This window comes from Dyella kyungheensis (genome assembly GCF_049913195.1).
Classification (GTDB): Bacteria; Pseudomonadota; Gammaproteobacteria; order Xanthomonadales; family Rhodanobacteraceae; genus Dyella; species Dyella kyungheensis.
The window spans coordinates 4,000,344-4,013,308 of the sequence record NZ_CP183983.1 but is presented as its reverse complement, the minus strand read 5'-3'; the positions used below and the strand labels follow the sequence as shown (position 1 = coordinate 4,013,308).

9 protein-coding genes and 1 riboswitch are annotated in these 12,965 nt (G+C 65.5%); of the genes, 6 read left to right on the top strand and 3 right to left on the bottom strand.

Features of this window, described 5'->3' with window-relative positions; translation table 11 throughout:
- Window positions 1–65: 65 nt before the first annotated feature.
- Both rluD and pgeF read left to right on the top strand, forming a co-directional pair.
- The gene (gene rluD, locus ACN9MB_RS18200) at window positions 66–1,043 is read left to right on the top strand and encodes a 23S rRNA pseudouridine(1911/1915/1917) synthase RluD (protein ID WP_426269802.1); all 978 of its coding nucleotides are present in this window, start codon (window positions 66–68) and stop codon (window positions 1,041–1,043) included.
- Window positions 1,043–1,798: a peptidoglycan editing factor PgeF gene (gene pgeF, locus ACN9MB_RS18195; protein WP_426269801.1), complete on the top strand. Its 756-nt coding sequence runs from the start codon at window positions 1,043–1,045 to the stop codon at window positions 1,796–1,798. The genes rluD and pgeF overlap by 1 nt, the downstream gene beginning before the upstream one ends.
- A gap of 162 nt (window positions 1,799–1,960) precedes the next feature.
- Here pgeF and otsA read toward each other — a convergent pair whose 3' ends face one another.
- Genes otsA through otsB form a run of 3 tightly spaced genes read right to left on the bottom strand, consistent with a single transcriptional unit; the run spans window position 1,961 to window position 5,965 of the window.
- The gene (gene otsA, locus ACN9MB_RS18190; protein WP_426271945.1) at window positions 1,961–3,346 is read right to left on the bottom strand and encodes an alpha,alpha-trehalose-phosphate synthase (UDP-forming); all 1,386 of its coding nucleotides are present in this window, start codon (window positions 3,344–3,346) and stop codon (window positions 1,961–1,963) included.
- A gap of 2 nt (window positions 3,347–3,348) precedes the next feature.
- Window positions 3,349–5,169, bottom strand: coding sequence for a glycoside hydrolase family 15 protein (locus ACN9MB_RS18185; RefSeq protein ID WP_204637375.1), 1,821 nt, complete (start codon window positions 5,167–5,169; stop codon window positions 3,349–3,351).
- Window positions 5,162–5,965 (bottom strand): trehalose-phosphatase, encoded by an 804-nt coding sequence (otsB, locus tag ACN9MB_RS18180; RefSeq protein WP_426269800.1) that lies wholly within the window; start codon window positions 5,963–5,965, stop codon window positions 5,162–5,164. The genes ACN9MB_RS18185 and otsB overlap by 8 nt, the downstream gene beginning before the upstream one ends.
- Before the next feature lie 201 nt (window positions 5,966–6,166).
- On the opposite strand from otsB, the gene clpB reads away from it, so the two are divergent.
- The 4 genes from clpB to cobO all read left to right on the top strand — a co-directional run bounded on the left by clpB (window position 6,167) and on the right by cobO (window position 12,958).
- Window positions 6,167–8,749, top strand: a complete 2,583-nt coding sequence (gene clpB / locus ACN9MB_RS18175) for an ATP-dependent chaperone ClpB (protein WP_204637067.1) — start codon at window positions 6,167–6,169, stop codon at window positions 8,747–8,749.
- A 719-nt stretch (window positions 8,750–9,468) separates the two neighbouring features.
- A riboswitch (cobalamin riboswitch) is annotated at window positions 9,469–9,707 on the top strand.
- A gap of 21 nt (window positions 9,708–9,728) precedes the next feature.
- Window positions 9,729–11,687, top strand: coding sequence for a TonB-dependent vitamin B12 receptor (btuB, locus tag ACN9MB_RS18170; RefSeq protein WP_426269799.1), 1,959 nt, complete (start codon window positions 9,729–9,731; stop codon window positions 11,685–11,687).
- 69 nt (window positions 11,688–11,756) lie between these two features.
- On the top strand, window positions 11,757–12,335 hold the full coding sequence (locus ACN9MB_RS18165; RefSeq protein WP_426269798.1) for a hypothetical protein: 579 nt from the start codon (window positions 11,757–11,759) through the stop codon (window positions 12,333–12,335).
- A 2-nt stretch (window positions 12,336–12,337) separates the two neighbouring features.
- On the top strand, window positions 12,338–12,958 hold the full coding sequence (gene cobO / locus ACN9MB_RS18160) for a cob(I)yrinic acid a,c-diamide adenosyltransferase (RefSeq protein WP_426269797.1): 621 nt from the start codon (window positions 12,338–12,340) through the stop codon (window positions 12,956–12,958).
- Window positions 12,959–12,965: the final 7 nt, after the last annotated feature.

Genomic DNA, 12,965 nt, shown 5'->3' with positions numbered 1-12,965 from the left:
AGGGTTCAGATGTTTGAGCGAAAAGGGATGATAGCCGAAACGGCCGGGCGGCCGGGTGGCCAGCCATGACGATGATCCGTCATGAAGCCGCGGTGCCCCTGACGGCCGCGGGTCGGAGGTTCGACCAGACCTTGGCCGAGATGTTCCCCGACTACTCCCGTTCGCGTCTCACGGCGTGGATCAAGGCCGGCGCGGTGACCCTGGACGGCGCCATCGCGCCGCCCCGCCAGCTGTTGCGCGGCGGGGAAAAAGTCCTGCTGCAAGCGGAACTTGAGACCGAAGTGGAGCTCGAGCCCGAAGCCATTGCGCTGGATGTCGTGCACGAGGACGAGCACGTGCTGGTGCTGAACAAGCCGGCCGGGCTGGTGGTGCATCCGGGCGCAGGAAATAGTGCGGGCACCCTGCTGAATGCCTTGCTCCACCACGATCCGAAGCTGGCCCAGCTGCCGCGCGGCGGCATCGTGCACCGGCTGGACAAGGACACCTCGGGCCTGATGGTGGTGGCCAAGAGCCTGGCCGCCCACACGGCGCTGGTGGACATGCTGTCCCGCCACGACGTGGAACGGCAGTACGAGGCGGTGGTGCTCGGCACGCTGGTGGCCGGCGGCACGGTGGATGCCCCGATCGGCCGCCATATGGGCGACCGCCTGCGCCAGGCCGTGCGCGACGAGGAGGACGGCAAGCACGCCGTCACCCATTACCGCCTGCGCGAGCGCTTCCGCGGCCACAGCCTGCTGCAGTGCAGCCTGGAGACCGGCCGTACCCACCAGATTCGCGTGCACCTGTCGCATATCGGCCATCCGCTGGTCGGCGATCCGCTGTACGGCGGCGGCCTCAAGCTGCCCAAGGGCGCCACGCCCGAGCTGGTGGCGGCGCTGCGCGGCTTCCGCCGGCAGGCGCTGCACGCCGAGCGGCTGGCGTTCGAACATCCGGTCAGCCACGAGCCGCTGTCCTTCAGCGCCGAGCGGCCGGCCGACCAGCAGGCCCTGATCGACGCACTGCGCGCCGATACCGCCCAGGCCGACCCGGACGACTGGCGCTGATGTCGGGCGACGCCTGGCTTATCCCGGATTGGCCGGCGCCCGCCCGTGTGCGGGCCGCGGTCAGCACCCGACAGGGCCCCGGCGTGTCCGAAGGCGCCTGGGCGCGCTTCAATCTCGGGGCCCGCTGCGGCGATCTGCCCGAGGCGGTGGCCGCCAACCGGGCCGCGGTTCGGAGTTCGCTGGGGCTGGCTCGCGATCCGCACTGGCTTCAGCAGGTCCACGGCGTGGACGTGGCCGATGTCGACCGCCTCACAAACGGGGCGGAGCCGCGCGCCGACGCCTCGGTGACCCAACGTGCCGGCGAGCCGCTGGCGATTCTCACCGCCGACTGCCTGCCGGTGCTGTTCTGCACCACCGACGGTCGCGCGGTGGCGGCCGCCCATGCGGGCTGGCGCGGTCTCCAGGCCGGCGTGCTGGAAGCGGCCCTGAATTCCCTCCAGGCGCCGCCTACCCAGGTGATGGCGTGGCTGGGCCCATGCATCGGCAAGGCCAGCTATGAAGTGGGCGAGGAAGTGCGCGACGCCTTCATCGTCTGCGATGCGGGCGCGGGCGAGGGTTTCGAGCCGACGCGACCGGGTCACTGGCTGTGCGATCTCGCCTGGCTGGCGCGTCGCCGGCTGCAAGCAGCAGGCATGACCCGCGTGCATGGCGGCGGCTTCGATACGCGCACCGACGATCGCTTCTATTCCTATCGACGCGATGGGGCGCAGAGCGGGCGGTTTGCGAGCCTGATCTGGCTGCAGGACCAGCCATAACGTCGACCCGTTGTGAGAGGGCCCATGGTGGGAGACCCCCTGTGGGAGCGCACCCTGTGCGCGACAGGCGTCCGAAGGCTTCGCTAGCACCGGTTGCCGAGGTAGCGCTCGGACGCCTGTCGCGCACAGGGTGCGCTCCTACAGAAGTAGGTTGGCCGCGGCTTAGCCCGCCAGGTCCCGCAAAAACGCATTGCGCCAGGCGGTCACGTCTTGCTTCTCCAGCACATCCATCATCCGGCGCCAGCGCACGCGGCGCTCGTGCAGGGACATTTCCAGCGCGATGCCCAGCGCCTCGGCCACTTCCTCGGTATCGGCCGGATTGACCAGCAACGCATCGCGCAATTCCTGTGCCGCGCCGGCGAAGCGCGACAACACCAGTACGCCCGGATCGTCCGGATTCTGGCTCGCCACGTATTCCTTGGCGACCAGGTTCATGCCGTCGCGCAGCGGCGTTACCAGGCCTACCCGCGCGATGCGGTAGTAGCCGCTGAGCAGGCTGTGCGGGAACGAGTTGTTGACGTAGCGGATCGGCACCCAGTCCGGCGCGGCATACATGCCGTTGATGTGGCCGGCCATGCGTTCGAGTTCGCGGCGGATCTGGCGGTATTCCGGCACGCCGCCGCGCGAGGGCGGCGCGATCTGCAGGAAGGTCACTTTGCGATGCAATTGCGGCGAACGCTCAAGCAGGCGCGCATAGGCGTGGAAACGCTCGGGCAGGCCCTTGGAGTAATCCAGCCGGTCGACGCCGATGATCAGCGCACGGCCTTCCAGGCTCTGCTTGAGGTCGTTGATTTCCTCGTGCTCGTCGGCATGGCTGGCCGATTCGGCCACCTGGGCGGTATCGATGCCGATGGGAAACACCTCGGCGCGGAAGGTGCGTCCTTGCGGCGTGCGGATGCGGCCGTCGCGGCGCATGCTGGCGCCCACTTCGTAGAGGAAATATTCCTCCAGCGCACGTTGGTCGCGCGGCGTGTGCAGGCCCACCAGGTCATAGCTCGCCAGCGTTTCCAGCAACTCGCGATGACGCGGCAGTGCGATCAGCAGGCTGGCGGCCGGCAACGGCGTATGCAGGAAGAAGCCGATGCGATTGCGCACGCCGCGTTCGCGCAGCATGGCGGCCAGCGGAATCAGGTGATAGTCGTTGATCCACACCAGGTCGTTCGGCCCGATCAGTGAGATCAGCTGCTCGGCGAACAGGTTGTTGACGCGCAGATAGCCGGCCAGGTGCTTGCGGTCGTAATCGACCAGATCGGGCCGGTAATGCAGCAGCGGCCACAACGTGCGATTGGCGAAGCCATCGTAGAAATCGTCGTGATCGGTGCGGGAAAGATCGATGGTGGCGTATTCCACCACGCCATCGGATTGCTTGTGCACTTCGCTGGCGGTTTGACGAGCCACCTTGCCGCTCCAGCCAAACCACACGCCTCCGCGCTCCTGCAGGGCCGCCCGCATGGCAGATGCCAGGCCGCCGGTGGCGGTCTGGTCGGGAAGTGCCACTCGGTTTGAAACCACGATCAGTCGTCCTTGACCGCTGTTTCTTCCAGCCATCATCACAGGGCGTCCTCCCAGCGTCTGGATAGACGCATCGCGGCCTGGATCAGGCCCACCATCGAATAGGTCTGCGGGAAATTGCCCCAGTGCTCGCCGTTCGCCGGCGCGATGTCTTCCGACAACAGGCCCAGGGGATTTCGTTGCGCCAGCATGTGCTCGAACATCATGCGCGCGCGCTCCCGGCGGCCGGTGGCGGCCAGCGCCTCGATGAACCAGAACGTGCAGATGTTGAAGCTGGTTTCCGGTGCGCCGAAATCGTCGGGTGCGATGTAGCGGAACAGGTAATCGCCGCGGCCCAGCGCTTCGCCGATGGCATCGACGGTGGCGATGAAGCGCGGGTCCATGGCGTTGACGAAGCCGATGTCGGCCAGCAGCAACAGGCTCGCGTCCAGGTGTTCGCCATCGTAGGCATCCACGAACGTGCCCAGCTTTTCGTTCCACGCGCGCGCCTCGATGCGCGCGTGCAAGGCCACCGCCTCGTCGTGCCAGTAGCGGGCACGGTCGTCCAGGCCCAGTTCGGTGGCGATGTGCGCAAGACGATCGCAGGCTGCCCAGCACATGGCGGCGGAATAGGTGTGCACGGCGGCGCGGCCGCGGTATTCCCACAGCCCCGCATCCGGCGTTTCGGCCACGCGCAGCGCCAGCTCGCCCATGCGTTCGAGGCGTCGGAAGGTGAGTTCGTTGCCGGGATGCTCCAGCCGCCGGTCGAAGAATATCTGCGCGGAGGCGAGCACCACCGAGCCGTAGACATCGTTCTGGCGTTGCCGCCAGGCGTCGTTGCCCACGCGCACCGGACCCATGCCGCGGTAGCCGGCAAGGCTGGCCACCTGCGTTTCAGGCAGTTTGTGTTCGAAGGTGATGCCAAACACCGGTCCTATCTCGTTGTCGCCATCGCTGGCGACCAGGTTGAAGACGTAGCGGATGTACTCCTCCATGCTGCGGGTGGCGCCGAGACGATTGAGTGCGCGCACGGTGAAGGCGGCGTCGCGGAGCCAGCAGTAGCGGTAGTCCCAGTTGCGTCCCGAATTGGCCGACTCGGGAATGGAGGTAGTGAGCGCGGCGACGATGGCGCCGGTCGCCTCGTACTGGCACAGCTTCAAGGTGATGGCGGCGCGGATGATCGGCTCCTGCCACTCGTACGGCACCGATAGATTGCGCACCCACTCGCGCCAATAGGTGAGCGTGTTTTCCAGCGTGTGGTGAATGAAGTCCGCCGGGCTCTCGGTAAGCGTTTCATCGGGACCGAAGACGAAATGCGCGGGTTTCTCCAGGAAGAACGGCAGGCCGCGTTCGATCATGGTGGAAGCCACGTCGCTGGTCAGGCGCTGCACCACGCCGTCGAGCAGGAAGCGGATGTGATTGCTGCCCGCGGTGAAATGCGGCACTTCGCTGCCGTACTTGCACAGCGGCCGCAGCCGTACGCGGATGCGCGGCGAACCGCCGATGGGACGGACGCGGCGTGCGATAAGCACCGGGTGATAGAAACGTCCGCGCGTGCGAAAGCGCGGCATATAGTCGACGATCTCCACGCCCGAGCCGTGATGGTCGTACAGGCGCGTCACCAGCACCGCGGTGTTGGGCATGTAGTGCTGTTCGGCGCGATCGATATCTTCCAGCTCGATCGACCAGTCGCCCCCTTCACACTGTGGCGACAGCAGCGCGCAGAAGCTCGCGTCGCCGTCGAAGCGGGGCAGGCAACACCAGACGATGCGGCCGCGCCCGTCGATGAGCGCGGCAACGCTGCCGTTGCCGATGACACCCAGTTCCAGAGACGACTTCGGCTCCGGCTTGGACTGGGGATCAGGCTGGGTGTCAGGCATTTCCTCCAGAGGAGTGGGCATGCGACAGAGCTCCATGCTTGAGTGCGTGCAGCACGCGGAACAGCCAGGCCCGCGCGGCGGCAGGCTCCGACAGCGAATAGCGGGCGAGGCTCGGTTCGCGGGAACCCACGCGAATGCTCAGTCCGCTCTGAAGATTGGCCGTGGAAAAGCCGTGTTCGTCGGTGAGATCGTCGCCGACATAGACAGGCACGCGGCCACGGAAGGGCCATGCGGACATCAGGTTGGCCACCGCCGAACCCTTGTCCATGCCCTCGGGCTTCAGTTCGATCACCATGTTGCCCGGCTGCATTTCGTAGCCGGCCAACGAAGGCAGTACCTCCCGCACACGCTCGCGCAAGCGTTCGAACAGTTGCGGCGAGGTGCGGCAATGCAGGGCGACCGCCATCCCTTTGTCTTCCACCAGCACGCCGGGAAACTCGCCGGCGATGGTGCCGGCGATGTCGCGAACCAGCGACCGGCGACTGGCGCCGATGTGCACGCCGCGATAGCGGCCGTCGACGCCGCGCAGTTCCAGCCCATGCAGACCGGCCATCGCCCACGGCGGATGGCTAAACAGATCGTCCAGGTCGTCCAGGCTGCGACCGCTCACCAGCGCAAGCGCGCCATCGAGGGTGCCGTAGAGGTCCTCGATCAGTTCGCGCAGGCGCGAATCGACATAGACGTGATCCGGATGATCGGCGAAGTCGAGCAGCGTACCGTCGACATCCAGAAACAACGCCCAGCGATCATCGACGCCTGGCAATGGCGGAGCCGGGAGAGACGGTTGGGCGGACATGGTGGAGTGGGGCACGGGGGATAGCACGAGGCCAGACTATCAAGCCAAATGTGAAGGCAAGCTCTGGGTGATTGGCAGCGCAGGCTGAAGAAATGTCGTACACCTGGCGTTGACGTGGCTTGAATCACGCGCGAGTGATCCGCATGTGTTTTTGCAGTGGCGGCGAGGGCTGCCAGATCCTATTGATCGAGGGGACACCCCATGAGGATGGACAAACTTACGTCGCGTTTTCAGCAGGCACTGGCGGATGCCCAGTCGCTTGCCGTGGGTCGCGACAACAACATGCTTGAACCGGTGCACGTGATGGCTGCGCTGCTCGACCAGCAGGGCGGCTCCACCGCGCCGTTGCTGACCCAGGCGCAGGTGAATGTGCCCACGCTGCGCCAGCGTGTGAACGAAATGGTGGAACGCCTGCCGCGCGTCAGCGGGCAGGAAGGCAATATCCATGTGGGCAACGAACTCACCCGCCTGCTCAACCTCACCGACAAGCTGGCGCAGCAGCGCGGCGATCAGTTCATCGCCAGCGAACTGTTCGTGCTGGCGGCGCTGGAAGACAAGGGCGAGCTGGGCTCGGCGCTCAAGGCGGCCGGGGCCACCAAGGCGAACGTCGAGGCGGCCATCGAGAAGCTGCGCGGCGGCGAAAAAGTGCAGAGCGAAAACGCCGAGGAGCAGCGCCAGGCGCTGGAGAAATACTGCATCGATCTCACGGCGCGCGCCGAGTCGGGCAAGCTCGATCCGGTGATCGGCCGCGACGAGGAAATCCGCCGCACCATCCAGGTGCTGCAGCGTCGCACCAAGAACAACCCGGTGCTGATCGGCGAGCCCGGCGTGGGCAAGACCGCCATCGTCGAAGGACTGGCGCAGCGCATCGTCAAGGGCGAAGTGCCCGAAGGCCTGCGTGACCGTCGCGTGCTCTCGCTGGACATGGGCGCGCTGATTGCCGGCGCGAAGTTCCGCGGCGAGTTCGAAGAGCGCCTCAAGGCGGTGCTGAACGATCTGTCCAAGCAGGAAGGTCGCGTCATCCTTTTCATCGACGAACTGCACACCATGGTCGGCGCCGGCAAGGCCGATGGCGCCATGGACGCCGGCAACATGCTCAAGCCTGCGCTCGCGCGCGGCGAGCTGCATTGCATCGGCGCCACCACGCTGGACGAATACCGCAAGTACATCGAGAAGGACGCCGCGCTGGAGCGCCGCTTCCAGAAGGTCTACGTGGGCGAGCCCAGCGTGGAGGACACCATCGCCATCCTGCGTGGTCTGAAGGAGCGCTACGCGGTGCACCACGGCGTGGAGATCACCGACCCGGCGATTGTGGCGGCAGCCACGCTGTCCAATCGCTATATCCCCGATCGCCAGCTGCCGGACAAGGCGATCGACCTGATGGACGAAGCGGCCTCGCGCATCCGCATGGAAATCGATTCCAAGCCGGAGGAACTCGATCGCCTGGAGCGCCGCCTGATCCAGCTGAAGATCCAGCGCGAGATGCTGAAGAAGGAAACCGACGACGCCTCCAGGAAGCGCCTCGCCGATCTCGACACGGACATCGAAAAGCTGGAGCGCGAATTCTCCGACCTCAACGAAATCTGGAAGTCCGAAAAGGCGGCGCTGCAGGGCGCGACCAAGGTGAAGGAGCAGATCGAGGCCGCGCGCGTCGAGCTGGAAGCGGCGCAGCGCCGGCAGGATTACGCCAAGATGAGCGAGATCCAGTACGGCAAGCTGCCCGAACTGGAAAAGCAGCTCGCTGCCGCGCAGGCCGCGGAGAAGCAGGACTTCAAGCTGGTGCAGGATCGCGTCACCGAGGAAGAAATCGCCGAGGTCGTGTCGCGCTGGACGGGCATTCCCGTCAACAAGATGCTCGAAGGCGAGCGCGACAAGCTGCTGCACATGGAAGAGGCGCTGCACAAGCGCGTGGTGGGCCAGGACGAGGCCGTGCGTGCCGTCTCCGATGCCATCCGTCGTTCGCGCGCGGGCCTGTCCGATCCCAACCGCCCGAACGGCTCGTTCCTGTTCCTCGGTCCCACCGGCGTGGGCAAGACGGAGCTGTGCAAGGCGCTGGCCGAATTCATGTTCGACACGCAGGATGCGATGGTGCGCATCGACATGAGCGAGTTCATGGAGAAGCACTCCGTCAGCCGCCTGATCGGTGCGCCCCCGGGTTACGTGGGTTACGAGGAGGGCGGCTATCTCACGGAGGCCGTGCGTCGTCGTCCGTACAGCGTGATCCTGTTGGACGAAGTGGAGAAGGCGCATCCGGATGTGTTCAACATCCTGCTGCAGGTGCTGGACGATGGCCGCCTCACCGATGGACAAGGGCGCACCGTCGACTTCCGCAACACCGTGATCGTGATGACGTCCAACCTGGGCTCCCAGATGATCCAGGAGCAGGCGGGCGACAGCGAAGCGGATTACATGCAGATGAAGGCGTCCGTGCTGGCCGTGGTGCAGGCGCACTTCCGTCCGGAGTTCATCAACCGGCTCGATGAGCTGGTGGTGTTCCGCCCGCTGGACAAGAAGCAGATCCGCAAGATCGCGCTGATCCAGCTCACCTATCTGGAGAAGCGTCTGGCCGAACGCCAGCTGCGCATGGAGATCAGCGACAAGGCGCTGGATCTGCTGGGCAACGTGGGCTTCGATCCGGTGTATGGCGCAAGGCCGCTGAAGCGGGCGATCCAGCAGCAGCTGGAGAATCCGTTGGCGCGGCAGATCCTGGAAGGGAAGTTTGCGGCGGGGGCCACCATCGTGGTGGAGGCGGAGCAGGGACATCTGGCGTTCCACACGCTGTAACGCGCTGGCGTCCTGTTGATTTGATGGTTGTAGCGCCCGTCCTGTGCAAGCAGGGCGGGCGTTTTGTTTTGGACGTCCATTCAACGAGCCACCATCTGCTCCCTCTCCCCTCTGGCGAGAGGGTTGGGGTGAGGGGCCAACCTAGCCTCATTGTGTGGACGTGCCGCAGTCCTCTTTTGCTCGTCATCCCGGCGCAGGCCGGGATCCAGAGCCTCGGTACTTGGTTGTCGCTTTGCCGCGACCTGGCTCGCCTGCCGCGGGCTTCCGTCCTCCTGCCGGAGGCCGGGTCACTTTCTCTTGCTTGCCCAAGAGAAAGTAACCAAAGAGAAGGGCCCCCCGGATGACGCGCCTTCCGGGCTGCGCCCTCCAGGTGCGCGGGTGGGCTCCGGGGTTTTTCGACAGGGCATCCTGCCCTGGCGAAAAACTGGCCCGCATCCCTGCGGGCCACCCTGCGGGCTTTCCTCCACCCACCCGCCGCGTCATACGGGGACCCCAAGAGCCAAGAGCCAAAGCTAGAGCCAGGGCCAAGAGCCGGAGCCAAGAGCTGTAGGGCTACTGTGGGAGCGCACCCTGTGTGCGACAAACCTACGGAGCGGTACATCCAGCGCGGCTGTCGCGCACAGGGTGCGCTCCCACAGGACCGTGCGCACGAACGAAACCGGCGAGACGGCTCACCCCTAAAGCCTGCCTCGCCCCAGCGGCCACACGCCTCACTCTGCTACCATCCCCGAACCTGAGGTGACCCCCAGCCAGTCGGCTGGGAGTTGAAACGGGAATCCGGTGCGGCGCTTAGGCGCCTATTCCGGAGCTGCCCCCGCAACGGTAGGCAGGCGCGATCCAGATGAGGATCGGCGGAGCGACATCAGCCACTGTGCCAAGCGCATGGGAAGGCGTCGTTCCGGAAGACGTGACGTCTTCGCCCGCGAGCCCGGAGACCGGCCTTGAGGTACGACCAGACTGGCGGTGGGCCGTGTCATGGATGCCGCGCACACGCACGGCCGCCACGCTCCCTCCGCCTGTCTATTTTCCATGCGATCCGCGCGGGCAGGCGCGGTTGAGGAGCAGTACTTTGACCATCCGACTTTCCACGATCCGTCGCTCCGTACTGGCGACGGCGCTCTTGACCATCATTTTCCCGGCGTTTGCCGACGACACCACCAATCTCGACGGCGTGGTGGTCACGGCCACGCGTACCGAGCAGACCCAGAACCAGACGCTGTCCGCAGTGACGGTGATCGACCGCGCCGATATCGAACGCCTGCAGCCGTCTTCGTTGGGCGAGCTGCTGCGCGGCACGCCGGGCATGTCCATCGTCAACAATGGCGGTCCGGGCAAGGCCACCAGTGCGTTCCTGCGCGGCACCGAAGCCGACCATGTGCTGGTGATGATCGACGGCATCAAGATCGGTTCGGCCACGCTGGGCACGGCTGCGCTGCAGGACATCCCGCTCGAACAGATCGAACGCATCGAGATCGTGCGCGGTCCGTTCTCCAGCCTGTATGGCTCCGAAGCGATCGGCGGCGTGATCCAGATCTTCACCCGCCGCCCGGAAGGCGCGTTCGTGCCGTCCTTCAGCCTGGGCGTGGGCAGCTACAGCACGCTGACTGGTTCGGCCGGTTTTGCCGGCAAGAGTGGCGATGCCTGGTACTCGCTGGAGGCATCGCATGACCAGACCCACGGCATCAATTCCTGCCGCGTCGGTGCGGCCGAAGTCGGCGCCGCCTGCTTTGCCGACCAGCCGGACAAGGACGGCTATCGCAACAACGCGCTGACCTTGCAGGGCGGCTACAAGTTCGATGAGCAGTGGGACGCGGACGTTCGCCTGTTCCGCAGCGAAGGTCACAACTATTACGACGGCACGTACACCGACTCCGACGAGAGCGCCACGCAGATCGTGGGCGGCAGCGTGCACTATCGACCGGCGTCCAACGTGAAGCTTACGCTCAGCCTCGGCACCAGCGGCGACTTCAGCAAGGACTTCTACCAGGGCGTCTACGTCGATCGCTTCGACACGCACCGCGACATCGGCACGCTGCAGGCGGATGTCGGTTTCTGGGGCGGCTTGCTCAGCACGGGCTTCGACTGGCAGCGCGACCAAGTGGACAGCACGGCAGGCTACAACAATGCATTCACCGGCTTGCCGGTCGACAGCCGCATCGATCGCGGCGTGTTCGCGCAGTGGCAGCAGACCTTCGGCAGCCAGTCCGTGCAGGCCAGCGTGCGCCACGACGACAACAGCCAGTTCGGCAGCAAGAACACCGGCAGCGTGCTGTGGGGCTGGGATTTCACTCAGACCCTGCGCCTAACCGCCAGCTACGGCACCGCGTTCAAGGCGCCGACTTTCAACGATCTCTACTACCCGTACTACGGCAATCCAGATCTGAAGCCTGAGCGCTCGAAAAACATCGAGCTGGGTTTGCGCGGCAGCTACGGCTGGGGCTACTGGTCGTTGAATGCGTTCCGCAACAACGTGACCGACCTGATCACCTACGACGCAGCGACGCAGGCGCCGGGCAATGTGGACGAAGCACGCATCCGTGGTGCGGAAGGCGTGGTGAGCGGGCACGTGCTGGGCTGGCTGGTGACGGGCACGGCCACTTGGCTGGATCCGCGCGACGAATCGGCCGCCTACGAAGGCAACCTGTTGCCGCGCCGTGCGCGCCAGACCGGCAACATCGATCTCGATCGCAGCTTCGGCGACTTCAGCGTGGGCGGCACCTGGTATGTCTCGGGCCGTCGCTACGACGACCTGGCCAACCAGCATCCGCTGGGCGGCTATGCCATTACCAACCTGCGCGTGGCCTATGCCATCTCGCGCGACTTCAAGCTGCAGCTGGCGCTCAACAATGCCTTCGGCAAGGACTACGAGACCGCCTGGTACTACAACCAGCCGGGTCGTAACTACATGTTGACCCTGCGTTATCAGCCTGCGCAGTAAGCCATGACGCCGGGGCCTGACCAGGCCTCGGCGTTTTTCGATCAGGATGCCTTTCGATAGGAGTCGTTTGTGAAAGCACTCTCCGGTTCCCGTTTCAACGCGTTGTGGCTGGTCTTGGTGGCGGTGATGATCGCCACCCGCTTCAAGCATTTCGGCGACATGCTGCATCTGCCTGATGCTTCGATGGCGGTGTTCTTCCTGGGCGGCCTGTATCTGCGTAGGCACTGGACGTTCGTGGCGATGGTGCTGCTCGCCGTGGCGCTGGACTGGGTGTCCATCAGCTATGCCGGCGTGAGCGATTTCTGCGTGACGCTGGCCTATTCGTTCCTGCCCCTGGCCTATGCGGTGCTTTGGTACGCCGGCCGCTGGTATGCGCCGCGCGTGGATCAGGGCGCGCTGTCGCTGCTGGGCGCGTTTTGCGTGGCGGTGGTGGCCGCCGTGTTGTCCTTCGCGGTTTCCAACGGTTCGTTCTATTGGCTGGGCGGCCGTTATGCACAGCCGCATATGGCCGAATACCTGTCGCGCCTGTGGCAGTGGGGTCCGCTGTTCGTGCGCACCACGATCAGTTATGTCGCCGTAGCGCTGGTGCTGCATGCGGTGATCGCGCGCATGGCCTCCGCTTCCGCGGCGCATGAAAAGGAAGCCTGAGCATGAGCGACACGCCCGAACAATCCGGTCCGGAAGAGCGCCACCGCGAGCGCATGCAGCGCAAGAAGGAGCTGGTCGACCGGAAGATCGCCCGCGCCACCATCGAGCGCGGCGTGCTGGTGGTGAACACCGGCAACGGCAAGGGCAAGAGCTCGTCGGGCTTCGGCATGCTGGCGCGTTCGCTGGGGCACGGTTTCCGTTGCGGCGTGGTGCAGTTCATCAAGGGCAGTTTCTCCACCGGCGAGGAAGCGTTCTTCCGCCGCTTTCCCGACGAGCTCGATTACCACGTGATGGGCGAAGGCTATACCTGGGAAACCCAGGACAAGGCGCGCGATATCCAGGCGGCGGAAGCGGCGTGGAAGGTGGCGGCCGATATGCTGGCCGATGCCTCGATCGACTTCGTGCTGCTCGATGAACTCAACATCGCCCTGGTGAAGGGCTACGTCGACGTGGCGAAGGTGTGCGAAGCGCTCAAGGCGCGTCCGCCGCAGCAGCACGTGGTGATCACCGGTCGCGGTGCGCCGGACACACTGGTGGAACTGGCCGATACGGTGACCGAGATGCGCCTGGTGAAGCACGCGTTCCAGGCGGGCATCAAGGCGCAGAAGGGCATCGAGCTCTGACGCGTTT